A 26037-nucleotide genomic window follows, 5' to 3' on the forward strand; every position below is an offset into this window, starting at 1 on the left:
GCCCCGGTGGGCGGTGCGTGAGACCCCGCTCCCAGTGATCGCCGAATCCGCGCCTGTGCGCGGCAGCGAGTACGCGGCCCTGTTGCGGCGCGTGCGGCAGGCCGGCCTGCTGGAGCGGCGCACGCGGTACTACGGGTGGAAAACCGGTTTCACCGCACTGGCTTTCGCGGCGGGATGGGCGGCGTTGTGGTTGGTGGGTGACTCGTGGTGGCAGCTGGGGCCCGCGGTCTGCCTGGCCGCGGTGTTCGCGCAGCTCGCGTTCCTCGGACATGATGCCGGGCACAAGCAGATCTTCCGGACCCGGCGGGCCAATCACTGGTACGGGCTCATCGTGGGCAATCTCGCCACCGGGGTGAGCATCGGCTGGTGGACCAGCAACCACAATCGTCACCACGCGCACCCCAATACCGAGGGCGACGACCCCGACGTCGCAGGCATCCTGGCCCACTCCAATGAGCGGGCCGCCCGCGGGAAAGGCTGGCGGCGCTTCGTCTTCCGCTATCAGGCCTGGCTCTTCTTCCCGATGCTGCTGCTCGAGGCGGGCAGTCTGCACTATTCGAGCGTGCGAGCCGTGGTGAATTGGCCTATCCCGCACCGCATTCGGGAGGGCGCGTTCCTCGCCGCACACGCGATCGCCTATTCCGCCGCGGTGTTCCTGACATTGTCACCGGTCAAGGCACTGGTCTTCATCGCTGTGCAGCAAGGTCTTTTCGGGTTCTACATGGGTTGTACCTTCGCGCCCAATCACAAAGGCATGACAGTGCTTCCCGAAGGTGACAACACCGACTTCCTCCGCCGCCAGGTCCTGACCGCCCGCAACGTCCGCGGCGGTCCGCTGATCGACCTCGCCCTGGGCGGCCTCAACTACCAGATCGAGCACCACCTCTTCCCCTCCATGCCCCGCCCGTCCCTCCGCGCCGCCCAACCCTACGTCCGAGCGTTCTGCGCCGAACGGGCCATCCCCTACGCCGAGACCTCCCTGCGAACCTCCTACAGCCAGGCCCTGCAGCACCTCAACACCGTAGGCCGTGGTCTTTCGACCGCCGGTCAGAGGGCGAGGGAGTAGCCGCCGTTGACCGGGATGGTCTGGCCGGTGATTCAGCTCGCCGCGCCCGACACCAGGAACAGCACCCTATCGGCGGCGTCCTCGGGCTCGGCCGACGCGGCGCACGATGTAGTTCGACAGCACCCGCTTCGCGAGCTCCTCGTCCGCGATCCGGTCCGCGATGGCGGGCGTGCGGGTCGCCCCGAGCGCGATGCAGTTGGCGGTGATCCCGCAGCGGCCGCCCAGCCGGGCCATGGCGCGGGCGAAGCCCTCGATGGCGCGCGGCGCCAGGGGCTCGCTCAGTGTTCCGGGGGCAGCCCCAGCAGGCGCGCGCCGACGGCGAGCACCCGCTCCCGGGTGCCGGGCGCGTCCCGCAACCGCCTCGACAGCGCGACGTCATTGGCGATGTGGATGGCCGACTGCACGCGCACCCGCGCGGTGGTGGCGTCCAGGCCGGGGAGCACCCGGCGCAGCAGCTGCACCCACTCGGCGATGTACTGGTGCTGGATGACCCGCACCCGATGGCCTTGCGGCTCGGGCAGTTCGACGACCTCGGTGAGCAGCAGCCGGACATCGGCCGGGCGCTCCAGGGCGAAATCGGTGTAGCCGGCCAGCACTCGGCGCAGCCCGTCGGCCTCGTCCCCGGCCTCCTGCAGCGCGCGCTCCAGATCGCGCTGCAACCATTCGTTGGCGCGCAGGAACGTCGCCTCGAGGATCTCGACCTTGCCCGCGAAGTGGTTGTAGAGGCTGGGGCCCGCGATGCCCACCGCGCGGCCGATATCGTCCATGCCGACATTCGAAAACCCTTGCTCGGCAAAGAGTTCGGTAGCGGTAGCCAGGATCGCGGTGCGCCGGGCGGTCACGGTCACGCCCGAGCGGGCGGGCGCGCGCGGCGTGGGCGTTCCCGCCGGGGTCTCGCTGTCGACGGCGATGAGCATCAGCCGCTCCACCAAGCGGGTCAGGCGGTCGTCGGGCATCTGGATGGTCTGGAAGGAGATCCCGGTCATGACACCCAGCACGCAGGCAGCCAGAAATTCCGAATCGGCCGTGCCCACATCGAGGCGCCGCGCCCGGATCAGCGAGGCAAGATTCGCCAGCACCTGCCCGATCCGCTGTCCGGCCGCGTCCCGATCCTCGGGCGTGAGATAGCGGGACTCGCGGTGCCAGATCACCCCGAGACTCCGGTCCCGCACGGTGGCCCGCGCCGCGGCCGCGGCCAGATCCTCGGCAGTGGCCTCCGCGAGCTGCTCCCGCACCCGGTCGATGGAGGCCAGCACCACCGCGGCCAGCACCTTCTGCTTGGACCGGAAGTGCCGATACAGCGCGGACGGGCTCATGGCGACCGCCTCGGCGATGCCACTCATGCTGGTGCGCGCGAACCCGTCCCGGTAGAACAGCGCGTCGGCCGCCTCGACGATCAGCTCCCGCCGATTGGCCGGGCGGGTGCCACGGGCCGGGCGCTCACCGGTCGCCGTCATCACCTGTTCCTGTCCTGGGTTCGCTGTCGCGGGCACTGCGGTCACTGCCACGATCCTGCCACTGCGCGCAGCGGGCGCGGCGCGCGGTGGCCGCGTACCGCCGGCTACATGTTGAAGCCGCCGCCGCAGACCAGGGTCTGCGCGCTGACGGACGGGTTCACGGGCATCTCAGCCCACCTTCTGATACATGGTCACCACAGCCGCGCCACCCAGGCCGATATTGTGCTGCAACGCGATTCGCGCGCCCTCCACCTGCCGGGCGCCGGCGGCGCCGCGCAGCTGCCAGACCAGCTCCGCGCACTGCGCCAGGCCGGTCGCGCCGAGCGGATGCCCCTTCGACAGCAGCCCGCCCGACGGGTTGGTGACCACCCGGCCGCCGTAGGTGTTGTCGCCGTCGGCGATGAACTTCTCGGCCGTGCCCTCGGGGGTGAGTCCGAGCGCCTCGTAGGTGAGCAGTTCGTTGGTGGTGAAGCAGTCGTGCAGCTCCACCACCGGGATGTCGCGCGCGTCCACGCCGGTCTCCTCGTAGACGCGGTGCGCGGCCGCCCGCGACATGTCGTAGCCGACCAGGGACAGCATCGAGTCGTCGCCGAAGGTGGAGGCGCGGTCGGTCGTCATGGCCTGCGCGGAAATGATCACGTCCGAACGCAATCCGTGACGACGGGCGAAGTCCGCGCTGACCAGGACGGCCGCGGCCGCGCCGCAGGTGGGCGGACAGCACTGCAAACGAGTCAGGGGGCCGTAAATCCGCGGCGAGGCCAGTACCTCCTCGACGGTGACCGGAGCGCGGAACACCGCGTAAGGGTTGTTGGCGGCATGCTTGCGAGCCTTGACCGCGATGCGCGCGAACACGGCCGGATCCATGTCGTGCTTCTCGGCGTACTCGCGGCCCGCGCCGCCGAAGAACTGTGCCGCGAAGGGGGCGTCGCTCTCGCCCTGAAGGCGGTGCGCCACCTCGTCGAAGCGCTCGAACGGGGTCGGCCGGTCGGTGTAGCCCATGGCCAGCGCGCCGCGCTGCATCTGCTCGAAACCCAAGGCCAGCACCACATCCACGACGCCGTGGGCGATGGCCTGGCGGGCCAGGAACAGTGCCGAGGATCCGGTCGAGCAGTTGTTGTTGACATTCACCACCGGAATTCCGGTGGTGCCCACCCGGTACAGCGCGGCCTGCCCGGCGGTGGAGTCGCCGTAGACGTAGCCGGCGTAGGCCTGCTGCACGGCTGTGTAGTCGAGGCCCGCGTCGGCGAGCGCGGCGCGGACCGCCCGCTCGCCCATGACGTCGTAGCTCTCGGTGCGGCTCGGCGTGGTGAACGGAATCATGCCCACACCGGCGACGACAACGCGATCTGTCATCGGAACTCCCAAACTCAAAAACTAACCTTGATTCACATAGAACAGCACGCGCGGGCCCGGCCGACAAGGGCGCAGACCCGGGTCAGGACACCTGAGCATCCGAATCGGCCCAGAACTGCTCGCGCAGTTCACGCTTGAGGATCTTGCCCGCGCCGGACAGCGGCAGCGCATCCACCACGGCCAGGCTGCGCGGGATCTTGTAGTTGGCGATCAGGGCCTTGCAGTGCGCCCCCAGATCGTCCTCGGTGAGCGCGGCCCCGGGATGCAGCACCACGACGGCGTGCACCCGCTCACCCCATTGCGGATCCGGGATCCCGATCACCGCGCAGGCGGCGACCGAAGGATGCTGCGCCAGCGCGTTTTCCACCTCCGCGGAGTACACGTTCTCGCCGCCGGTGATGATCATGTCCTTGATGCGGTCGACGATGAAGACATAGCCGTTCTCGTCCATGCGGCCGCCGTCGCCGGTGTGCATCCAGCCGTCACGAATGGCCGCGGCGGTCTCCTCGGGGCGGTTCCAGTAACCGAGCATGACCCCGTCGCCGCGGACGATCACCTCACCGACGGTTCCGCGCGGTACCTCGGCATCATCGGGGTCCACGATCCGGACCTCCGCGTGCACGGCCGCGCGGCCTGCCGAGCGCAGCAGGGCCGGGTCCTCGTGATCCTTCGCGTCCAGCACCGTCGCCACCGGCGACAGCTCGGTCATGCCGTAGAGCTGGTGGAACACCGCGCCGGGGAAGGTCTTTCGCGCCCGGTCGAGCACCGATGTGGAGATCGGCGAGGCGCCGTAGACGATGTGCCGGACCGCGCTCAGATCCACGCCGGCGGTCTCGGGGTCGTCCACCAGCATTTGAATCATGGTGGGCACCAGCAGGATATCGGTGATCACGTGCCGGGCGATGGCGTCGCGGACGCCGCCCGGGGTGAACGCCGGCACCATGACATGGGTGCAGCCGAGCAGGTTGCCGGCCATCCACAGCGCGAAGTCGGCGAGATGGAACATCGGGGCGGCGTGCAGCAGGCGTCCGCCCCTGCCGAGGACATCCGCGGTGAGTGACGCGCCCAGCGCCGAGCTCAGCACATTGCGGTGACTGAGCATGACGCCCTTGGGATGTCCGGTGGTGCCGCCGGTGTAGAAGATTCCGAGCAGTTCATCGCCGCCGGTGCGAGCGTCCGGCACCGGTTCGGAGGCGGCGATCAGCTCCTCGTAATCGGCCATGCCGTCGGGCCGTTCGCCGTCACCGACGAACACCAGCCGGGTCAGCCCCGGGCACCGCTCGCGCAGCTCCGGCGCCAGCGCCGCGAAAGCATCGTCCACCAGCAGGATTCCGGTCCCGGAGTCGACCAGGGAGTAGGCGATCTCGGTCGCGCTCCACCGGATGTTGACCGGATTCACCACTGCGCCCAGCCAGGCCGTGGCGAAGAAGTACTCGTGGTAGCGATCGGAATTGAGCGCGAGAATCCCGACCCGGTCACCCGCGCGCACTCCCAATCCGGCCAGGCCGCCGGCGAGCCGCCCGATCCGCTCGGCCGACTCGGCCACCGTCCGCACCCGCTCACCGCAGATGGTCGCGATCGCCTGCGGCCGCTGCTGCACCGCCCGGTGCAGGAACTGCGTCAGATACATCCCACTCTCCCAGCCTCAAACTAACGGCCATTCTCTTAGAGAGAGAGTAGAAGTGACCCGGGTCACGACGCAAGAGCGCGTGGCCCGGGATCGCGATTCCGGGCGTCCCGATCCGGCGCGCGCCCTGCCCACGGACGGCGATGCCGGCCGGTGGGACACCTCCAGGTCAGTCCATACCCCGACAGGCCGGTGGGTGCATTTGGACCCCAACCAGTCGAATGATGCTGCCGCCCTTGATAATTCGCCGATAATTCGGCGAAATAGATGGTTTTGCAGCGCATATCACGCAGCGATAGACCCCATTCGAGCCTCCCCTTCAATCCGATCGGTATACCGACGGCGGGGGCGTGCGGCGACGGGTAGCCGCGGCGGCATCGTCGAATGCGCCGCCGCCAGGGGACGACCTGTTGCGCGCCTCGCCCGCGGCCATGGACGAGGCCTGGGCGACAGACGAATTCGCGTTGGACCCGCGCCGGCGATGACGGCCTACTGCGCAGTACCTATCCCCTACGAGGTACGACGGCGCGTCGAGGCCGGGCGTCCGGTGGTGTCGGCGATCTTCGTGACGCCCTGCCCGCCCGGGTTCACGGTGCTTCCCGGACAGGAGTTCAGCAAGGCCATCCTCAATGGATGCCCTCGACATCAAGGAGAACCACGGCTTCGACCACACCCTCGGCTACCGGGTGTTCATAGACGAAGCCCTGGAGCGTGCGCCTCAGTGGTCGTGATCGTCCTCGCCGTGCGGGTGGCCGTGGGCGAGTTCGTCCTCGCTGGCGTCGCGGATGTCGACGACCTTGACGGTGAAGTGCAGTCGCTGACCGGCCAGCGGATGATTGGCGTCGATGGTGACCTCGTCGCCGTCGATCTGACGAACCGTGACGATCTGGGAGTCGCCGTCCGGAGCCTCGGCGTGGAACTCCATGCCGGGCTCGAGCTCGTCCACGCCCTGGAACATGTCACGGGGCACGGCACTCACCAGTTCGGCCAGGTACTCGCCGTAGGCGTCCTCGGGCTCGACCACGACGACCAGTTCGTCGCCGGTGCTCTTGCCCTCGAGGGCCTGCTCCAGACCGGGCACGATGTTGTCCGCGCCGTGCAGGTAGACCAGCGGCGCCTCGCCGACGGAAGTGTCCAGCACCTCGCCGTCATCGGCCTTCAGCGTGTACTCGATGGAGACAACCTTGTCAGCGGCGATCGACATGGCGGTAACCCTTTCACAGAGGAATCCGGACCGCGCAAATGTATCCCGACATTCCTCACCCGATCACAGCGGCGGACCCGAGGCAGGCGTTCACCAACTTTCCACCGCCGGATCGGCGTGTCCGGCGGGCGCCCGATCACCACCACTGCTAGAAACCCATCGTGCCCGATGCATTTTGGCGTTTCGTTGCCGCACTGTCCGTTTCCGCCTCCGCGGTCGTCGCGCCCGCGACCGCGCTCGCCGCACCACCGTCGACGTCCGGCTGCGCGACGGCCCTGTCACCCGCCGAGAACGACGACATCGCCCGGCTCTCCGATACCGGCACGCTCGCCGGTGGCGACGAGCTGGCCCTGCTCGACGACGCCGTGTCCCGCGATCACCGGATCACCCAGATCCTGGAGGAGCACGCCGACCGCCGCGGCGCCTTTGCGACCGGTCTGGATGTCGTCGAGCAGCAGGCGGTGATGCCGCTGCAGCACGATCCACGGAACTTCGCCGACCCCGAATACGCGCACCGGATCAGCTTCGATCTGCTGCGCCGGTTCCTCGACAATGTGCACGCCGAATTCAGCGGCGGCACAGCGGAACCGCACTGGGCCAACTACTTCGCGCTCGCCGCCGACTGCGCCGCCTCTCCCGGCCGCATCGCGATGGCAGGCTACGACGCGCACCTGGTCGTGGATTTGCCCCGGGCGGTCGCCGAGGCCGGATCGACACCGGACAATGCCGGCGATTACTTCAAGATCGTCGCCACCATCGCCGGGACCGGTGACGTCATCACCGAGCGGACCGACGGGATCTACCACGCCGATATCGGCCCGCTGTGGCGCTTCTACTTCTTCGGCGAGGGACTCGACCAGGTGCTCGGCAAGGGCGTCGCCACCAAGCCGCTGCTGGTCGCCGCCGATCTCGGGGCCAATGTGACGATCTTCGCCAACGGGCTCGCCCTCCAGAATCCCGCGCTGACGCAGGTGACTGCCGCGGAGATCGAACTGGAACACCAGACTGCGGAACGCGCCTTCGACATCATGGCCCAGCTCGACGGAATCTGACCCTCGGTTCGAGGGAATCCGATTGGCATATCCAAGAAATTCGATCCCGCATCGCGAATCATGTTCCCTGCGAACACACATATCGGATCAGGCATCCGAAGCGACACTGCCGCAACAGTATTGCGATTCTGATCAAGGCGGCGTGGCATGCTGTGAGGCGTGTCGACGATCGCCCTGTACTACCCCTGGATGCGTTTCCGGAATGAGAATTGGCTCAAGCTGGCGATTCTGACCTGGGACTCGGTGGGGCGGATTCAGCCTCGGCTCACCATGGACGTGGACTCCGACCTGGTGCTGCAGTTGCAGTCGGAGACGGATTTCCTGTTCGGAGTGGAGCCCACCGGCCGGGAGCTCGTCGCCATCGCGAACGTCTTCCGGGAGATCGTGGATCTGGGCGGCGACGATCTGAGCAAGCGGTACGCCTGGCGGCAGGCCACCGAGGAGGCGACCGGCGATCGGCACGCCATCTCGGGGCCGCGCCGCGATTTTCCGGGCCTGGTGTGGGTGCACGCCGGGCAGAGCGGGCCGAAAATGGCGCGCACCCTGCTGAGTTCGTTCGAGGCGGCCGATCTGGCGGTCATCGTGGACGAGGACGACGCCGTCTACGTCGGCCTGCATCCGGCGCTGGCCCGCATCTATCTGACCGCGCTGGCCGATGTGGTGTCGCAGCATCGGGCCCTCGCCCCGGCAACCGACGATCTCGACGCGCACAGCGCGGTCGGCACCCTCGACCGGCTGTACGAACTGCTGCTCGACGAGGAGGTGGCCGTCCCGGCGATCGGTGACGTCGAGGGGGCGTACGTCCATCTCGCCGTGGAGGCGTCCATCCGGCCCGACCAGCTGCCCGCGGTGTCCCTGGCATCCCTGATCGCGTTCCGGGAGCGCTATCGCGGCGAGCTGGCGGCTTTCCGGGCCCATGTGGCGTCGCTGTCGGGCGAACTGGGCGCGATCGCGGCCATCGAGGATCCGGTCAGCGCGGAGAAGCATCTGCAGAGTGTCTACAACGCCACCACCAAGCCGCAGCTCGACGAGTTGCAACGGGCGCTGCGAGCACTGGGCGTCGAATCGAGCATCGGGCTGCTCGGGCTGAAGGTGGATATCAGTGAGGCGGCGGCGGGCACGCTGCTCGGAGCGGGCGCGACCTTCGGGATGGCGGCGGGACACCCGGCGGTGGTGGCAGGCAGTGTCGCGGTGGGGGTCGGTTCGTATGTGGCCGATCGCCGGAAGACGCGGCGGAGGGCGCATCGCGAGTCGCCGGTGTCGTATCTGCTGGCCGTCGACCGGGAATTCTCGGGCCGGACGCTGATCGATCGGATGCGTCGGCGAGCCCCGAGGTGAGATGGAAAGCCGCTGGCTCGCAGCGGCTTTCGCCTAGCTCCCCTACGTCGACTCAGTGGGCCGAGAGGCTGCTGAGCAGTCCCGCGAGGGGGTTGGAGGCCGAGGAGCCGGTGCCGCCGCCACCGGTCGGGGTGCAGTCGACGACGTTCACGGTGGTGGTCTTGGTGCTGACCACCTCCTGGGTCGCCTTGAGGGTGTGAGACCCGGTGGTGGTGGGCGTCCAGCTGAAGGTGGCCTGGCTGTTGGAGACCTTGGAATTGCCGACCTGGGTGTCGTTGTCGCTCAGCGAGACGTCGAACAGGAACGAGGTGGCGGTGACGTCGACGGTGACGGTGGTGGCCTGGTTCACGCAGACCTGGCTGCCGCTGACGGTGATTCCGGTGACCAGCGCGCTCGCGTTGGGGGCGGTCAGGGCGGCGACGGCCGCCGCGGCGCCGATCGCCGTCGCGCCGATTCCGGCCCGGCGGGAATTCTTCATGGTGTGCTCCTCACATATCGCTCACGACAGGGTGAGCGATGAGAAACAATAATGCTTCACTGTCTCGCTCGGGCCGGATTGCCCTAACTCGCGGTACCGCACAGGAGGGCGGACCCGCGCGGGCCGAGGACGTTCCGCGCGGACCGGACCCGCCTAGCGGGCGAGCAGGCCCTTGGCGATGTGGGTGACCTGAATTTCATTGCTGCCCGCGTAGATCATGAGCGACTTGGCGTCACGCGCGAGCTGCTCGACCTTGTATTCGGCCATGTAGCCGTTGCCGCCGAAGAGCTGCACGGCTTCCATGGCGACCTCGGTGGCCGCGCGCGAGGAGTACAGCTTCATGGCCGAGGCCTCGGCGAGGGAGACCTTCTCACCGGCCGCGGTGCGCTCGATGGCGTTGAACACCATGTTCTGCACATTGATTCGCGCGATCTCCATCTCGGCCAGCTTCAGCTGGATGAGCTGGAACTGAGCGATCTCCTTGCCCCACAACTTGCGGGACTTCGCGTAATCGACGCTGAGCCGGTGGCATTCGTTGATGATGCCGAGGGCCAGCGAGGCGATGCCGATGCGCTCGGCGGCGAAAGACTCCTTGGCACTGTCCTTTCCATCACCCTTGGCCGGATTCTCGGTTTCGCCGAGCAGACGGTCGGGGGTGATGCGGACATTGTCGAAGAACAGTTCGCCGGTGGGCGAGGAGTTCATGCCCATCTTCTTGAACGGCTTGCTCTGGGTGAAGCCGGGCATGCCCTTGTCGAGCACGAAGGTCAGCACCTTGCGGTCACGGCGATCGGTGTCGTCGCCCTCGTCCAGCTTGGCGTAGACGACGGTGACATCGGCGTAGGGGCCATTGGTGATGAAGGTCTTCTGGCCATTGAGGATGTAGTCCTCGCCGTCGCGGCGGACGTAGGACTTCATGCCGCCGAAAGCGTCGGAGCCCGAATCGGGTTCGGTGATGGCCCAGGCGCCGACCTTCTCGAAGGTGACCAGCTCCGGCAGCCAGCGCTTCTTCTGCGCGAGGGTGCCGCGGCTGCGAATGGTGCCGACGGTGAGACCGAGGCTCACGCCCATCGAGGCCACCAGGCCGAGGCTGACGCCGGCCAGCTCGCTGTTGAGGATCACGCCCATGCTGCCCGATCCGCTCAACCCGCCACCGGACTTGGCCGGCTTGTTCCCCGCGCTGCCCTCCTCCCGGGCGAAGGCCTTCTCCAGGCCCTCCTTGGCGAGCTCGTCCAGGCCGAAGGTCGCGTACAGCTTGCGGATGGTGTCGAAGGGCGGCAGCGCACCACTTTCCAGCTGCTCGACGTTGGGTTCGATCTCCTTGTCGATGAACGCGCGCAGGGCGTCGCGGAACATCAGGTCTTCGTCGGACCACTGGTACATGTAGTGAACTCCCGAGGGCTCGCCGGAAAGGGTTACCCCGAATATAGAACACGTTCTACTTCGGGCGTGGCGGAGCTCAGCCCGGAACTTCCGTGGGCGGGTTGGGGGCGGTGATGGCGGCGGCCGGATCCGGGGTGCCGGAGTCCTCGTTGCAGGTGATCGCGTCATACATCCACTGCCCGGTCGGATCCAGGGCGGTGCGCCTGGTCAGGTAGGTGAGGAACTCGGTGCGCTGGGGGTCGGCGCGGTACCGGCGCATCCCCTCGGCCAGGTCCGGCCACAGGTTGCGCGAGTACACCGCGGCCGAGGCGGCGGCATAGGCCGGGCTGGTCGTGCCACTCGGATGCCGCACGGTCTGCACCAGATTCGCGATCCGCCCCGACACCTCGTCCGCACTGGGCGTCTGCCCCGGCGTGGTGAGCGCACCGCCCGCCCCGCCGAGCGCCGGATCGAGCCGGGCCAGCCAACCGCCGCCCTGCGCATCGACCTGCCGAACCCATTCGGCGGCAACAGCATTGCGGGTACCACCCAACCCGTAGCCGGCATCGTTGGCCGCGATCCAATCGAACAGCTCGGTGAACCCCGCCTCCCGCGCCTGCCAGCCCCGGGCGAACTGCTCCCGCCAATCCCACTGCGGATTCACATTCCCGTCGAGCACCATGCGATCGACATGTGGGCCGAACAGAGTCGCGTACGCGGCACCCAGGAACGTCCCGTACGAGCCGCCATACAAATCGATCCGATCGACACCGAGCGCCTGCCGCGCCTGGTCCAGGTCCCGCGCCAGGGTCTCGGTAGTGATAGTGCGCGGATAACCGGGATCAGCACTCTCACACGCGAACCGATCGGCCACCGGGATGATCACCGCCGTGGTCGTCTTACACCGCAACGGGGTCGCCCACCGCAACCCCCGCGGCTGCACCGCAATCTCATCGAACTCCCGATGCAACTCGGGCACCGTCACATTTCGTGACCCCCAGAACCCGAGAGCATCCATCCCCGGCCCACCCTGCCCCGCGAACAACGTCCCGCGCTTGTGCACCGAATCACCGGCCGGAATCCGGCTCACCGTAATGTCGATCCGCCGCCCATCCGGCACCGCGTAATCCAACGGCACCGACAAACTCGCACACTCGGCCTCGCCCGCCTTGGCCTCGACCGGACAAGCCCCCCAACGCAATTCACCCCCCGAATCAGCATCCGCCACCGGCGCGACCACACCGGCCATCACCCCGCACACCACCACAGCGGCAGCCCGCAACCACCCCGACGAGAACACTCCACCCATCACTGCCCCTCCCCAAGGCGCGACCGATTCCGCCGCCACCTTAGCCCGCGGCAAACCATCATGTCCGGCACGGTGATTCCGCGATTCCGGGCGGGTCACAACCCACACCGATCGGGTGCTGGTGACCGTGGCGGTGCATCGGATCGTGTGTGGCCGGATCTGGGCGCTATGGGCGAGCCGGAGGCGTACGGGGCGCACGCCCGATCTGGTTTCGTGGCACCGCCGAACAAGACGCTGCTACTGCTCGCCAATGGATTCCTGGCCCGCCGCGGGCTGAAGAAAGCACGCGGGGAGGGACTGCTGGAATCGCTGCGACCGAGGGCCTCCCGCGTCTTCCGGCAAGATGGGTTGGGTTCGCCGGAGGGAACGGGGAGGTTCGATGCTCGACGTGGCGCAGCTGCTACGCAGGTTCGGAGACGAGGTCGCGGTGGACGGGGTGTCGTTCACCGTGCCCGGCGGGGCGCTGACGGGCTTCGTCGGCGGCAATGGCGCGGGGAAGACCACCACCATGCGAATGATCATGGGGGTCTTGGGTATTCACGGCGGGGAGGTGCGCTGGGACGGGCGGGCCGTGACCGCGGCGGACCGGCGGCGGTTCGGGTACATGCCCGAGGAACGCGGGCTGTACCCCAAACAGCCGGTGCTGGATCAGCTCGTCTATCTGGCGCGGTTGCGCGGCGCGAGCGCGAGCGCGGCGAAGACGCGGGCCACCGCGCTGCTCGATCGATTCGAACTCGGCGAGCGCGGCAAGGACAAGCTGGAGTCGCTGTCACTGGGCAACCAGCAGCGGGTGCAGATCGCCGCGGCGGTCATCGCCGAACCGACGGCGCTGATTCTCGACGAACCGTTCTCGGGGCTGGACCCGATGGCCGTGGACTCCATGGCGGCACTGCTGAGCGAGTATGCGGCGCAGGGGGTTCCGATTCTCTTCTCGTCGCATCAGCTGGATCTGGTGGAGCGGCTGTGCGACCGGCTGATCATCCTGGCCGGCGGCCGGGTGGTCGCGCAGGGGTCGGCCGCGGAACTGACCGAGACCGGGACCACCCGGTATCGGCTGACACTGGACGGCGACGCGCAGTGGTTGCGCGAGTTCCCGGGCGTCGCGGTGATCGACATCGAAGGCCCGACCGCCGTCCTGGAACTGAAAGACGCCACCACCGACGAATTGCTCAGCGCGGCACTGGCCCGCGGATCGGTGCGTGAACTGGCCGAAGTGCGATCCACCGTGTCCGACATCTACCGAGAGGCCGTGGCATGAGCACGAAAACCGCTGACACGAGCGGCGATTCGATTCCCCCCGGCCTGTGGCGTCTGGTGGCGCGGCGGGAAATCTCGGTGAAGCTGCGCGACCGCAACTTCCTGGTCTCCACCGGCGTGACCATCATCGCGATCATCGCCTCGCTGGCCATCAGCGGATTCCTCAGCGGGCGTACGGAAACCATCGATATCGCGGTCGCCGGGCCGGACACGAGCGACGTGGTGGACCTGGCCGGGAAACTGGCGCACGCCGCCGACGCCAAGGTCGACTTCGTGGCGCACGAGGCGCCCGATGCGGCGACAGTCGAGGAGCGGGTGCGGGCGGGAACCGACGGTGTGGGCCTGGTGCCGGATCAGCCCGGCGGGTGGCGGCTGATCGGCAAGACCTCGAAGAACGAGAAGGCCGGTACGTACATCTCCTCCGCCGCACAGCAACTCGCGGTGCAGCACAATGCCGCGGCCGCCGGAATCTCGACACAGCAGCTCGTACGGGGCGGCGCCGTCACCGAGACCCTGCTCGAACCGGATGCGATCGACCCCGGCCTGGCCAAAGCCGCCGGTTTCGTGTTCGCGTTCCTGTTCTACCTGTCCTCGATCCTGTTCGGCCTGGCCATCGCGCAGAGCGTGGTCGAGGAGAAGCAGAATCGCATCGTAGAGATCCTCGCCAGCGCGATCCCGCTGCGCCAGTTGCTGATCGGCAAGGTGGCCGGCAATGCGGCCATGGCCTTGGCCCAGCTCACCCTGTTCGTCGGCGCGGGATTGATCGGCCTGGTCGCCATCGGCAAGGGCGATCAGGTGACCCAGATCGCCGGCGCGGCAGGCTGGTTCATCGTCTTCTTCATCGTCGGCTTCCTGGCCCTGGCCAGTCTGTGGGCGGTGGCGGGCGCCCTGGCCACCCGCCCCGAGGACCTGCAATCCACCTCGACACCCCTGACCATGCTCGTGATGATGATCCTGTTCACCGGAATCTTCCTGTCCGGCGCCGCCCTCCGCATCGCATCCTTCGTCCCCCTGGTCTCGGTAGTCGCGATGCCCAGCCGACTGGCCGCGGGCACCGTCGCCTGGTGGGAACCCGTCCTCGCCCTGTGCCTCATGGCCGGCGCCGCCTACGCCACGGTCGTCCTCGCCGAACGCATCTACCGCCGCTCCCTGCTGCAGACCCAGGGCCGGCTCACCCTCCGCCAGGCCCTCGCTCTGGAGGACTGAGCGGCTAAAAGTCCTCGGGCTCCGCATCATCCGAGGCGGGCGGTTCGCCGCCACCGCCTCGGATGGTCCAGAGCAGGCCGTCGAGTTCGTCGGGCTTGATGAGGACGTCGCGGGCCTTCGAGCCTTCCGACGGGCCCACGACGCCACGGGTTTCCATCAGATCCATGAGACGACCGGCCTTGGCGAAGCCGACGCGGAGTTTGCGTTGCAGCATGGAGGTGGAACCGAACTGGGAGGTGACGACCAATTCGATGGCCTGTAGCAGCAGGTCCAGGTCATCGCCGATATCGGGGTCGACGTCCTTCTTCTCGCCGGGCTTCCCTGCGGTGACGCCTTCCTGATAATCCGGTTCGGCTTGGGTTTTCGCGAAGTCGACGACGCCGGCGATCTCCTCGTCGGAGATGAACGCGCCCTGCAGACGGGTCGGTTTGCTCGCGCCCATGGGCAGGAACAGGCCGTCACCCATACCGATGAGCTTCTCCGCGCCCGGCTGGTCCAGGATGACGCGCGAGTCGGTCAGCGAGGAGGTCGCGAAGGCCAGGCGGGACGGGACATTCGTCTTGATCAGGCCGGTGACCACGTCCACCGACGGGCGCTGGGTGGCCAGCACCAGGTGAATGCCCGCGGCACGGGCCTTCTGGGTGATCCGGACGATGGCGTCCTCGACGTCGCGCGGCGCGGTCATCATGAGGTCGGCGAGCTCGTCCACGATGGCCAGGATGTACGGGTAAGGGCGGTAAACCCTTTCGCTGCCCAGCGGCGCGGTGATCTGACCGGACTTCACCTTCCGGTTGAAGTCGTCGATATGGCGGACCTTGCTGGCCTGCATGTCCTGATACCGCTGCTCCATCTCCTCCACCAGCCAGGCCAGCGCCGCCGCGGCCTTCTTGGGCTGGGTGATGATGGGGGTGATCAGGTGCGGAATGCCCTCGTAGGGAGTCAATTCCACCATCTTGGGGTCGATGAGGATCATGCGAACCTCATCGGGGGTGGCCCGGCACAGCAACGAGACCAGCATGGAGTTGACGAAGCTGGACTTACCCGAACCGGTCGAACCGGCCACCAGCAGATGCGGCATCTTGGCCAGATTGGCCGCCACGAACTCACCCTCGATGTTCTTGCCCAGACCGATCACCAGTGGATGGTGATCGTTGCGGGTGCTGGAGGCCTTCAGCACGTCGGCCAGGCGCACCAGTTCGCGGTCCGCGTTCGGCACTTCGATGCCGACCGCCGACTTGCCCGGAATCGGGGCCAGCAGACGGACATTCTCGGTCGCCACCGCGTAAGCGATATTGCGAGCCAGGGCGGTGATCTTCTCGACCTTCACGCCCGGACCCAGCTCCACCTCGTAGCGGGTGACCGTCGGGCCGCGCACGAAACCGGTGACCGCGGCGTCGATCTTGAACTGCACCAGGACCTCGGTGATGGCCTCGATCATGGATTCGTTGGCCGCACTGCGCTTCTTCGGCGGATCGCCGTCGGTGAGCAGCGACAGCGACGGCAGCGTGTAATCGCCGTCCACCTCGCGGTCGGTGACGAACTCCAGCTGCTGCGGCTCCGGCGGCGGCGGGGTCTGGTCGATGACCTTCGGAGCGGCCTTGCGCGGCTTGGGCTTCGGCTTCTCCTCCGGCGCCGCGATATCCTTGGCGTCCTGCAGCGGCGGCTCGCCGATGGCCTCGGTGACCGCGTCCGAACCCGCGAACTCGTCGGCCGGGTAGTTCTCCGACGGGGTGCGGCCGCGGCGCTTGCGCACCTCGGGACGATGCATCGGGAACCCGTCCGCGTCATAGGTGTCCGGGTCGTAGAGGCCGCGTTCCTCGGAGTAGCTCTCGTATTCGTCGCCGCCCGCGCCGGTGCCGAAGATCTCCCGCAGCCGGGCGGGCACATCCCGCGCCTGGGTGCCGGTGAGCAGCAGCAGCCCGAATCCGATGGCCAGCATGAGCAGCGGCACCGCCAGGAAGGGGCTCAGCCCCTCCCCCAAAGGACCACCCACCACGTAGCCGACGAATCCGGCGGCGTGCGCGCGACCGTGCGCATCGGACGGCGAACCCGCGGCCAGATGCCACAGGCCCAGCACCGGCAGCCCGGCCAGCAGACCGCCCAGCACCAGGCGGGGCCGGATCTCCGGCTGCGGCTCGGTCCGCATGAGAATCACCGCGATGGCCACCGCCACGAACGGCAATGCGGCCGACGCGGATCCGGCCACCGCGCGCACCACGGTATCCACGCAGCGCCCGATCGGGCCGCCCGCCGACATCCACACGGCCGCCGCGATCACGAAGGCGAAGGCCACCAGCCCGAGCGCGATTCCGTCACGCCGGTGGCCGTGCTCGATCTCCCCCGCCCGGCTCACCGTCCGGGTCGTCGCGCCCAGCCCCCGCGCCATCATGGTCCAGCCGTTGGTGACACCCCGCCGGACCACCGCCAGCGGTGCGGTATTCGACCCGCGCCGTGGAGCGGGCCGCCGCGCCGGCGCCCTCCGTCCCGCTCCCCCGCGCCCCTTCGCGGGGGTGCGCGGGCTGCGAGCGCGGGCCTGTGCCGGAGTCTGCCCCCGCGTAGCCCCCGCTCGCGAACGTGACGTTCCGGTGCGGGCCTTACCTGCCATGCGTCCCAGGCTAGCCGCAACAGCACCACCCGGACCATCCGCAACACCCGGCCCACCCGAATCAGAAACTGTGGCGCTCACAACGAAAAACCCGCGCCGACGGCGCGATCATGCACCTCGAAGCGGTCCGGAAACCGCGGGCGGGACTTGGGTCAGCGGGCCGCCGGGAGGGCGGTCCAGGCCGCGAGAGCGGCGTCGAAGTCGGGGATATGGGTGGTGGCCGTGCGGTAGCACTCGGCGGCGTCGAGGGTGCGGCCCAGGCAGCGCAGGGCCGTGTAGCGGACCAGCAGGTTGTGGGTGTGGGCGGCGCTGCCGGCCGAAATCCGGGTGGCCTCGGCGCGTTCGGCGTGCTCGGCGGCCTGGGCGAACCGGCCCGCGGCCAGGTCGGCGCTGGCGGCCCGGGCGTGGATCACCGATTCGAATCGGGTGTTGCCGAAACGGCGGGCGGTGACCAGGGCGGCGTCGAAGAGCCGGGCGCCGCGGTCGGGGTCGCCCTCACTGCTGAGGATCCAGGCGGCCTCGGTCAGACCCCACACCACATTGCGGCGCACCCCGGACTCGGTATCGCCGACCACCGCCCGGGCCGCGGCGGCCAGGGAGTCGCGGTTGCGGCCGGCCGCCGAATAAGCGCGGGCCAGCAGCGAATACGCGACGCGGACGCACTCGGAGCTCTCGGCGCGACGGTAGTGCGTGAGGGCGGTCGCGAAATGCGTTGTGGCCCGCGCCGGGTCACCGTCGTGCAGGGCGAGCACCCCGGCGAAGCCCTGGGTCGCGCCGGAGACCCAGGGATCGAGCTCGGGATCGTCGCCGGCGAGCAGACTGCCCACATGGACGGCCGCGCCGCGCGGCTCGTCCAATTCCGAGGCCAGCGCGAACACCAGGGCCAGCCGGGCACGGCGAGCGGCAACCATGGCACCGTCGCAAGTGAGCGCTTGCACCAGTTCCTCGAGCACCTTGGCCAGGTCGACGGTCGCGTCGCAGGCCAGCCCGGTCTCGGCGACGGTCAGCGCCAGATCCGCCGCCAGCACCCGATGCCGGGGCGTCCCCGCGACCGCCAGCCGGTAGACCGCGGCCAGATTGCGGCGCTCGATGGTGAGGAAATCGCGCGTCGAGTCCAGATCACCGAGGCGGGTGCCGGGGTGCCCGGTGGGTGCGAGACGCAACCGCAGGCCCGGATGACGCACGCGCAGCACCGTTTTCATGGTGGCCAGGTAATAGTCGAGCAGTCGGGCCGTGACATCGGGTTCCCGCTCGCGATCCGGGCGGCCGAGCGCGAACAGGCGCATGAGGTCGTGATAGTGGTAGCGGCCCCGGCCGACGGATTCCAGCATGCCGCGGTCCACCAGCTCCTCGCACAGGTCCTCGGCAGCCGGCTCGATGGTGTCGAGCACCGCGGCGGTGGCGGCCAGCGACAGTTCGGGCAGATCCGCGACGGCCAGCAGCCGGAAGGCGCGCGCCGCCTCCGGGGGCAACTGTTCGTAGCCCGCGCGGAAGGCGGCCGTCAACGCCAGGTCCCCGGCCCGGAAGCGATCCAGGTCATGACGTTCGGCGGCGAGCCGGTCGGCCTCGGAGACCACCGTCCACTGCGGCCGCGCCGCCACCCGCGCCGCCACGATCCGCACCGCCATGGGCAACAGACCGCACAGCGCCACGATGCGGCGGGCCGCCTCGGGCTCGGCCGCCACCCGCGCGGCCCCGACGATACGGGTGAAAAGGGTGACGGCCTCCTCGGTTTCGAGCACCGTCAGAGCCGCGGACCGCACGCCCGGCAGCGCGGTGAGCGGGCGGCGCGCCGTCACCAGCACCGCGCAGCCGGACTCTCCCGGCAGCAGCGGCGCGACCTGCGTTGCGTCGCAGGCATTGTCGAGCACCACCAGCAGGCGACGCCCGCTGACGGCGGATCGGAACAGCGCGGCCCGCTCGGCGACGCCGACCGGAATCTCCTTCTGCGCCACCCCCAGTGCGCGCAGGAACGCGCCCAGCACATGCTCGGGTTCGGCGGGCGCCGCGCCCGCGCCGAACAGGTCGACATACAGCTGGCCATCCGGATACAGATCCCGGATCCGGTGTGCCACATGCAGAGCCAGCGCCGTCTTGCCGACGCCGCCCATGCCCGAGATGGCAACGATCGGGCGCGTGGCGCCGAGCACAGCGCACAGCTCCCGTACCAGCTCCTGTCGACCGGTGAAATCGGCTGTGTCGGGCGGCAATTGGGCCGGCCGCGGCGCGACGACGGTGATCGGCGCGGTCGCCGGGGCCACGGCGGGCAGCTCGTCGGACAGAATCTGGCGGTGCAGTTCCGCGAGGGCCGGACCCGGTTCGATACCCTGCTCGGCCACCAGCAGCCGGCGAATGCGCTGATACTCCTCGAGCGCCTCGGTGCGGCGGCCCGCCCGGTAGAGCGCGGTCATCATCAGCCCGCGCAGTCGCTCACTGTGCGGATCGCCGCTGATGAGCGCCGCCAATTCGGCCATGGCGTGCGAGAAGTCGCCGCGCTGCACGGTGAGCTCGATGAGGTCCTCTTCGAGGACGCGACGCAGCCGCCGCAGCCGCGCGCGCTCGGCAGCGGCCCATGGCCCGGGTACGCCGGTCAGCGGATCACCGCGCCAAGCGTCCAGTGCGGCTCGCAGCGCGGCGTCGGCGATGTCCGGGCAGCCGGCGGCGCGTGCCTCGGCCGCTTCGCCCCGCAGCCGATCGATCCGGTCGACATCCAGCTCCAGCGGCCCGTCCAGCCGATAGCCGCGCGATTCCGACGACAGCAGCACCGTGTCCTGCGCCGCCAGGTGCTTCCGCAGCGCCCACGCGTAATTCCGGAGCGCGCCCACCGCCGAACTCGGCCGTTCGGCGCCCCAGATGCCGTCCACCAGTTCGTCGACCGATACCGTGCGCCCGCGCGCGCACGCCAGCATGGCCAGCGCCGCCTGCTGTTTGGGTGGCATGGGCGGGATCGGCACGCCCGCGGCCGTCAACTCGACCGGTCCGAGAACCGCCAGTCGCCAAGACATTGCCTACCGCCTCATCACACACGGGCCACCGCTTCACACATGAGCCACTTGCCGAGTGCGCAAGCTACCGCCCGACGCGTGATCGTTTCATGACCGCTGTGCGCGTCGCCACTCCGCGCCGCTGCCCGCGGGTGGGTCAGACGCTGCGGTCGAGCGCGTGCACCAGCGCCACGTCCTCCGGGGCGCCGGTCTCCTCGAGCCGGACGGTATTGCGGCCGAAGGCATGCAGCAGCAGCTCGGACGGCGGCCCGGCCAGCACCACGGTGCGGTCACCGGCCTGGTGAGCGACGGTCCGGCGGCCGTCGGGCGTGGAGAGCGCGACCGTAACCGGCGATTTGCGATATGCCATGCGCGACAGGCCCGTCAGCACCTTCCAGAGCTGGTTCTCGTCGGCGGCGGAGAGGGTGCGCGGCTCCCAGCCGGGCGCGGCGCGGCGGACGTCCTCATGGTGGACGAACATCTCGGTGGTGTTGATCAGCGAGTCGACCGGGCGCAGCAGCAGCGGTGGGCCGTTGCGCACCTGATCGAGCAGATCGGCGAACGGGCGCTGGGTGACCTTGCGCTGCACGCGGTCCAGATAGGGAGCGAATGGCTTCAGGAGGATGCCGGGGGCGGCGTCAGGGCGGCGTTCGCGGACGACCAGGTGCGCGGCCAGGTCTCGGGTCGTCCATTCCCCGCACAGCGTGGGTGCGTCCGGACCAGCCTCCGCCATCGCCCGAACCAGCGCCCGGCGCTCCCGTTGAGCCAAAGTCATAAGGGGAACCTTAGTCGGGGATGTCCGAATCCGCACGGGGCGAGGGCGCGCGCCGGGCTCGAGGAAGCCACCCGGTCCTCTACAAACACAGCAGTTGCTCATGGTCACGGCGTCCGGTTGTGACCACACAGGCGGATGCGGCGCACCGCTCGGGGCCGCCGCACAAAACACAGATCCGGGTTGGCGTCAACGTTTCCGTATCGGTAGCTTGATCCCTCGGTCCATCGGGTCGTGGATCCGAAAGCTCAAAGAAGGGCAACACTTTGAAGAAGATCGTCAGTGGCGCAGCCGTGATGGTCGCGGCCGCCGGCTCGCTGCTGGCCGGAACCGCTGCTCCGGCCAACGCCTACCAGGACTACTACTACGGCGCCATCGCGCTGTCGCCGTCCACCGGTCACATCGGCTACTCGTACGACTATTCCGACAGCCCCTCGGCGCAGAACGGCGCCATGGCCTCGTGCCCCCAGGCCGACTGCCACATCGTGGCGCGCTTCGCCAACGGCTGCGGCGCGATCGCCTACTCGTCGCGTGACGGCTACTACACCTTCGGTGCGGCGTCCTCGCGCAGCGCGGCCAAGAGCCAGGCGCTGGGCCGGAACTCCGGCGACGCCAACATCATTCACTGGAACTGCACCACCGGCTACGAGCTGTAAACCGGTTGCGACAGTCCAACACACGGGGAGAATTTCGTTGAAGCACACCATCTTTCGCGCGACCGCCGCGCTGATGCTGGCCACCTCGGCCTTCGGCCTGGTGGCCTGCAGCAAGTCCGATGACAGCACCAAGGCCGCGTCCACCACCTCCGCGACCTCCGCCCCGGCCGGCAAGTTCGACGGCAGCACCGAGGGCGACGGCAAGATCACCGGCCAGGCGCCCGCCCCCACCACGGTCGCGGATCTGCCCAAGCCGAGCGTGCAGGACCTGAACGACAAGGTCAGCAAGGCCTTCGACCCGTCCATCGACTCCAAGACCAAGACGGGCTGGATCGAGGACGCCGCGCTCGACCCGCAGCTGGCCCAGAAGCTGGTCGACGCCGCCAAGGCCAACAACGTCACCATCAAGATCACCAACGTCGGCGACCCGGCGAACGGCAAGCTCAAGGCCGACGCCGACGTCACCATCGACGGCAAGCCGGTCCAGAACGCCACGGTCTCCTTCGTCGCCGACGGCAACGACTGGAAGATCGACCACAACTACGCCTGCAGCATCGTCAAGGCCGCCAAGCTCGACTCGGCCGCCTGCCAGGACAAGTAGAGAAACCGAAGCCCTTGTAGTTCCCGCCCCAGGCGCAGTGCCGCCCCCAGCGGAGGGGAGTCCCGCCCCGGCAGCAGATGCTGCCGGGGCGGTCGTGCGTCGAGAACGCCCGGCCGCGCACAACGAAACCGCCCGAGCTGTGAATCCTGCTCGGGCGGTTTCGGTTTCGGAGGTCAGACGCCGATGACCGTGGGAACGATCATGGGACGGCGGCGGTAGGTCTCGGCGACCCAGCGGCCGACCACGCGGCGCACGGACTGGGCGATGCGGTGGGTGTCGGTGACACCCTCCACGGCCAGGCGGTGCAGTTCGTTCTCGACGAGCTCCTGGGCGCCGGAGAGGGCCTCGGGGTCGTCGGAGAAGCCGCGGCCGCTGACCTCCGGTGTGCTGACGGCCTTTCCGGTGGCCGAGTCGACGGCGACATTGATGGAGATGAAGCCGCCCTCACCCAGGACCAGACGGTCGGAGAGAGTGGACTCGCCGACATCGCCGACCGACAGGCCGTCCACGTACACCTGGCCGACCGGGACGCGACCGGAGATGGACGCGATGCCGTCGACCAGGTCGACCACGACACCGTTCTCCGCCAGGATGACCCGCTCCTCCGGAACGCCGGTGGCCACCGCGAGCGCGCCGTTGGCGCGCAGGTGCCGCCACTCGCCGTGCACGGGCATGGCGTTGGTGGGGCGCACCGCGTTGTAGAGATACAGCAGCTCGCCCGCCGAAGCATGGCCGGAGACATGGACTTTCGCGTTCTGCTGGGTGACGACCGTCGCGCCCAGCCGGGCCAGGCCGTTCACGACCGCGAAGACCGCGTTCTCGTTGCCGGGGATCAGCGAGGAGGCCAGCACCACCAGATCGTCCGGGCGGATATTGATCTGACGGTGGTCGCCGCGCGCCATGCGCGACAGCGCCGACAGCGGCTCACCCTGCGAACCCGTGGAGATCAGCACCAGCTTGTGCACCGGCAGATTCGCGGCCTGATCCAGGTCGACCACGATGCCGTCCGGGATGTCCAGATAGCCGAGGTCCTGCGCGATCTGCATATTGCGGACCATGGACCGGCCCACGAAGCACACGCGGCGGTCGTAGCGCTGCGCCACATCCACCACCTGCTGGATGCGGTGCACGTGAGAGGCGAAGGAGGCCACGATGACCCGGCCCGTGGCCTTGCCGATCACATTGTCGAGCACCGGGCCGATCTCGCGCTCGGGCGTCACGAAGCCCGGCACCTCGGCATTGGTGGAGTCGACCAGGAACAGGTCCACGCCCTCGTCGCCCAGGCGGGAGAAGCCGGCGAGGTCGGTGAGGCGGCCGTCGAGCGGCAGCTGGTCCAGCTTGATGTCACCGGTGTGCAGCGCGATGCCCGCGGGCGTGCGGATGGCGACGGCGATGGCGTCCGGGATCGAGTGGTTGACCGCGAAGTACTCGCACTCGAACGCGCCGTGCTGGGTGCGCTCGCCCTCGGTGACCTCGATGAGGTTGGGCTGCAAGCGATGTTCGCGGCACTTGGCCGCCACCAGGGCGAGAGTGAACTTCGCGCCGATGACCGGAATGTCGCGCCGCAGGCGCAGCAGGAACGGCACCGCGCCGATGTGATCCTCGTGACCGTGGGTCAGGATCACCGCGGCGATATCGTCCATGCGGTTCTCGATCGGACCGAAGTCGGGCAGGATCAGGTCCACGCCGGGCTGCTGATCCTCGGGGAACAGCACACCGCAGTCGACGATGAGCAGCTTGCCGTCGTACTCGAAAACGGTCATGTTGCGGCCGATTTCACCGATACCGCCGAGCGCGAACACCCGCAGGCCGCCCTTGGGGGCCTTGGGCGGGGTGCCCATGGCGTGCGGATCGCGCGGGGCCGGGGCGGGCTCGCGATCACGGCCGCCGCCCTGCCGGGACCGGCTGCCGCCGCGGCGGCCGCGGTCACCTCGCGAGCGGGAATCGTCCTGGCGCGAACGGGACTCGGAGCGCGGCGCCTCCTCGGCCGGGGCGGCCTTGCGCTCGGCCGCGGCACCGCGGCCACGGCCGCCACGTTCCCGAACCGGTTCGGCCGCAGCCGATTCCGTGCGCGGGGCGACAGCGGGGGCCGCCTCGGCGGCTTCCGGCTGGGGCGCGACGGGCTGCACCGGAGTCTCCGGAGCCGGGGCGGGCGCACCGGCGGCGCGGCTGGCGGTACGGCGGGGGCGACGAACGGGGCCGGTCATGCAAGCACCCCGGCCGCGCGCAGATCCACCGCGAGTTCGTCGAGTTGATCCTGGGACGGCATGAGTTGCGGCAAACGTGGCTCCCCGGTCTCGACGCCCAGCAGGCGCAGCGCCCCCTTCGTCATGGCGACACCGCCGAGGCGGGACATGGCCCGGTTCAGCGGGGCCATGCTCACATTGATCTCGCGGGCGCGCTGCACGTCGCCGGCGCGGTAGGCGTCGATCAGGGCGCGCAGGCGGTCCGGCACGAGATGGCCGATGACACTGATGAATCCGGTCGCACCGACCGACAGCCACGGCAGGTTCAGCACGTCGTCGCCGGAGTAGAACGCCAGCCCGGTCTCCGCGATCAACTCGGCGCCGGCGCCCAGATCGCCCTTGGCGTCCTTGACGGCGACGATGCGCGGGTGCTCGGCGAGACGGCGAATGGTCTCGGTGGCAATGGGAACCACCGAGCGCGGCGGAATGTCGTAGAGGGTGACCGGCAGGTCGGTGGCGTTCGCGACGGCGGTGAAGTGCGCGAACAGCCCCTCCTGGCTGGGACGCGAGTAATACGGGGTCACGACCAGCAGGCCGTGCGCGCCCGCGCGCTGCGCATTGCGGGCCAGTTCGATGCTGTGGGCGGTGTCGTAGGTGCCGGCGCCCGCGATGACGGTGGCGCGGTCGCCCACGGCGTCGACGACGGCGCGCAGCAGATCGAACTTCTCGGACTCGGTGGTGGTCGGCGATTCCCCGGTGGTGCCGGAGACGGCGAGCAGATCGACGCCACCGTCGATCAGGCGGGCGGCCAGCGCGACACCGGCATCGACGTCGAGCTTGCCTTCGGCGGTAAAGGGGGTCACCATCGCGACACCTACTGTGCCGGACGCGCGCAGCTCGGTTCGCGTCGATTCACCGTTCGTCATAGTCAGAAGGCTACAGCGTCGCCGGAACGGGATTTGCATCGTTATACCCGAACCGCGCCCGGCACGATGGTGATTCGCGTCAAGCGCCGATTCTGGCGTCAGAAGTTTCCTTGAATGACGTCAATATCGACGCCACACTGGTGTCATGGATCTCAACAAATACACCGCCCAGCTGCGCGAGAACCTGATCGCCGCCGCGGCTCTCGGCGATGAGAAAACCCAGGCTACGGCCGCCGCCCTGGCCGCTGCGACCGAGAACTCCGCCCGGCTGGTGCTGCTGGCCGCGCTCTCGGAACTGGCGGCCGAGGTGAGCGCCACCCTGCCCGACCGCACCGTGCACGTGTCGGTCGACGGGACCGACGCCCACCTCGACGTGCGCAAGACCGCCGGCGAAGAGGAACACCCCACCTTCGAGGAAGTCACCGGCGACATCAGCCGCGTGACTTTGCGGCTGGTCGAGCAGATCAAGGCCCGCGCCGAGGAGGCGGCCGCCCAGAGCGGGCAGTCGCTGAACTCGTGGCTCTCCACCACCGTGCAGTCGGCGCTGCGCGAGCAGATGAAGCGGGGCGGCCCCGGCCGCTGCGACACCCCGTGACCG

Annotated in this window: 21 protein-coding genes; 8 read left to right on the forward strand and 13 right to left on the reverse strand. The window is 69.0% G+C overall.

What is annotated here, in order from left to right; genetic code table 11:
- The first annotated feature begins 13 nt into the window (after positions 1 to 13).
- Positions 14 to 1066, forward strand: coding sequence for a fatty acid desaturase family protein (locus tag ON33_RS15525; RefSeq protein ID WP_245550543.1), 1053 nt, complete (start codon positions 14 to 16; stop codon positions 1064 to 1066).
- Between the two features lie 66 nt (positions 1067 to 1132).
- On the opposite strand, the gene ON33_RS39660 is transcribed toward ON33_RS15525, so the two are convergent.
- The 5 genes from ON33_RS39660 to ON33_RS15550 form a co-directional block, all read right to left on the reverse strand.
- Entirely contained in the window at positions 1133 to 1300 is a 168-nt protein-coding gene (locus ON33_RS39660) for a hypothetical protein (protein ID WP_245550544.1), read from the reverse strand.
- Between the two features lie 44 nt (positions 1301 to 1344).
- A complete protein-coding gene (locus ON33_RS15535) occupies positions 1345 to 2523 on the reverse strand; it encodes a TetR/AcrR family transcriptional regulator (protein WP_040859499.1) in 1179 nt (392 codons plus the stop codon).
- A 168-nt stretch (positions 2524 to 2691) separates the two neighbouring features.
- A complete protein-coding gene (locus ON33_RS15540; RefSeq protein WP_040859501.1) occupies positions 2692 to 3876 on the reverse strand; it encodes a lipid-transfer protein in 1185 nt (394 codons plus the stop codon).
- Between the two features lie 82 nt (positions 3877 to 3958).
- Positions 3959 to 5506, reverse strand: coding sequence for an acyl-CoA synthetase (locus tag ON33_RS15545; protein ID WP_040859504.1), 1548 nt, complete (start codon positions 5504 to 5506; stop codon positions 3959 to 3961).
- A gap of 715 nt (positions 5507 to 6221) precedes the next feature.
- Complete coding sequence (locus ON33_RS15550; RefSeq protein ID WP_040859506.1) at positions 6222 to 6707, reverse strand: FKBP-type peptidyl-prolyl cis-trans isomerase; 486 nt, start codon at positions 6705 to 6707, stop codon at positions 6222 to 6224.
- Positions 6708 to 6868: 161 nt separating this feature from the next.
- Here ON33_RS15550 and ON33_RS15555 point away from each other — a divergent pair, with 161 nt between their 5' ends.
- A complete protein-coding gene (locus tag ON33_RS15555) occupies positions 6869 to 7759 on the forward strand; it encodes a DUF5995 family protein (protein ID WP_040859508.1) in 891 nt (296 codons plus the stop codon).
- Positions 7760 to 7918: 159 nt separating this feature from the next.
- Entirely contained in the window at positions 7919 to 9097 is a 1179-nt protein-coding gene (locus tag ON33_RS15560) for a DUF6236 family protein (protein WP_040859509.1), read from the forward strand.
- Positions 9098 to 9149: 52 nt separating this feature from the next.
- On the opposite strand, the gene ON33_RS15565 is transcribed toward ON33_RS15560, so the two are convergent.
- From ON33_RS15565 to ON33_RS15575, 3 genes are all read right to left on the reverse strand, one after another.
- Positions 9150 to 9575 carry a hypothetical protein gene (locus ON33_RS15565; protein WP_040859512.1) on the reverse strand — a complete coding sequence of 142 codons (426 nt, stop codon included), beginning with the start codon at positions 9573 to 9575 and terminating at the stop codon, positions 9150 to 9152.
- 153 nt (positions 9576 to 9728) lie between these two features.
- Positions 9729 to 10958 carry an acyl-CoA dehydrogenase family protein gene (locus ON33_RS15570; RefSeq protein WP_040859514.1) on the reverse strand — a complete coding sequence of 410 codons (1230 nt, stop codon included), beginning with the start codon at positions 10956 to 10958 and terminating at the stop codon, positions 9729 to 9731.
- Positions 10959 to 11034: 76 nt separating this feature from the next.
- Complete coding sequence (locus ON33_RS15575; protein ID WP_051152261.1) at positions 11035 to 12246, reverse strand: alpha/beta fold hydrolase; 1212 nt, start codon at positions 12244 to 12246, stop codon at positions 11035 to 11037.
- A gap of 379 nt (positions 12247 to 12625) precedes the next feature.
- On the opposite strand from ON33_RS15575, the gene ON33_RS15580 reads away from it, so the two are divergent.
- Positions 12626 to 13504, forward strand: a complete 879-nt coding sequence (locus tag ON33_RS15580; protein WP_040859516.1) for an ABC transporter ATP-binding protein — start codon at positions 12626 to 12628, stop codon at positions 13502 to 13504.
- A complete protein-coding gene (locus ON33_RS15585) occupies positions 13501 to 14709 on the forward strand; it encodes an ABC transporter permease (protein ID WP_051152262.1) in 1209 nt (402 codons plus the stop codon). Before ON33_RS15580 ends, ON33_RS15585 begins: the two co-directional genes overlap by 4 nt.
- A gap of 4 nt (positions 14710 to 14713) precedes the next feature.
- On the opposite strand, the gene ON33_RS15590 is transcribed toward ON33_RS15585, so the two are convergent.
- The 3 genes from ON33_RS15590 to ON33_RS15600 all read right to left on the reverse strand — a co-directional run bounded on the left by ON33_RS15590 (position 14714) and on the right by ON33_RS15600 (position 21073).
- Complete coding sequence (locus ON33_RS15590) at positions 14714 to 17314, reverse strand: DNA translocase FtsK (RefSeq protein WP_051152263.1); 2601 nt, start codon at positions 17312 to 17314, stop codon at positions 14714 to 14716.
- A 152-nt stretch (positions 17315 to 17466) separates the two neighbouring features.
- On the reverse strand, positions 17467 to 20319 hold the full coding sequence (locus ON33_RS15595; protein ID WP_083868989.1) for an AfsR/SARP family transcriptional regulator: 2853 nt from the start codon (positions 20317 to 20319) through the stop codon (positions 17467 to 17469).
- Positions 20320 to 20455: 136 nt separating this feature from the next.
- Positions 20456 to 21073: a TIGR03085 family metal-binding protein gene (locus ON33_RS15600; protein WP_040859518.1), complete on the reverse strand. Its 618-nt coding sequence runs from the start codon at positions 21071 to 21073 to the stop codon at positions 20456 to 20458.
- A 263-nt stretch (positions 21074 to 21336) separates the two neighbouring features.
- Here ON33_RS15600 and ON33_RS15605 point away from each other — a divergent pair, with 263 nt between their 5' ends.
- Both ON33_RS15605 and ON33_RS15610 read left to right on the forward strand, forming a co-directional pair.
- A complete protein-coding gene (locus tag ON33_RS15605) occupies positions 21337 to 21726 on the forward strand; it encodes a DUF4189 domain-containing protein (RefSeq protein WP_040859520.1) in 390 nt (129 codons plus the stop codon).
- A gap of 37 nt (positions 21727 to 21763) precedes the next feature.
- Complete coding sequence (locus ON33_RS15610; protein WP_040859522.1) at positions 21764 to 22327, forward strand: WKL family lipoprotein; 564 nt, start codon at positions 21764 to 21766, stop codon at positions 22325 to 22327.
- A 173-nt stretch (positions 22328 to 22500) separates the two neighbouring features.
- On the opposite strand, the gene ON33_RS15615 is transcribed toward ON33_RS15610, so the two are convergent.
- Positions 22501 to 24534: a ribonuclease J gene (locus tag ON33_RS15615; RefSeq protein ID WP_040859524.1), complete on the reverse strand. Its 2034-nt coding sequence runs from the start codon at positions 24532 to 24534 to the stop codon at positions 22501 to 22503.
- A complete protein-coding gene (gene dapA / locus ON33_RS15620; protein ID WP_040859526.1) occupies positions 24531 to 25439 on the reverse strand; it encodes a 4-hydroxy-tetrahydrodipicolinate synthase in 909 nt (302 codons plus the stop codon). The genes ON33_RS15615 and dapA overlap by 4 nt, the downstream gene beginning before the upstream one ends.
- Positions 25440 to 25584: 145 nt before the next feature.
- Between dapA and ON33_RS15625 the strand changes: the two genes are divergently transcribed.
- On the forward strand, positions 25585 to 26034 hold the full coding sequence (locus ON33_RS15625) for a hypothetical protein (protein WP_040859528.1): 450 nt from the start codon (positions 25585 to 25587) through the stop codon (positions 26032 to 26034).
- The last annotated feature ends 3 nt before the right edge of the window (positions 26035 to 26037 follow it).

The sequence above is a fragment of the Nocardia niigatensis NBRC 100131 genome (genome assembly GCF_000308655.1).
Classification (GTDB): domain Bacteria; phylum Actinomycetota; class Actinomycetes; order Mycobacteriales; family Mycobacteriaceae; genus Nocardia; species Nocardia niigatensis.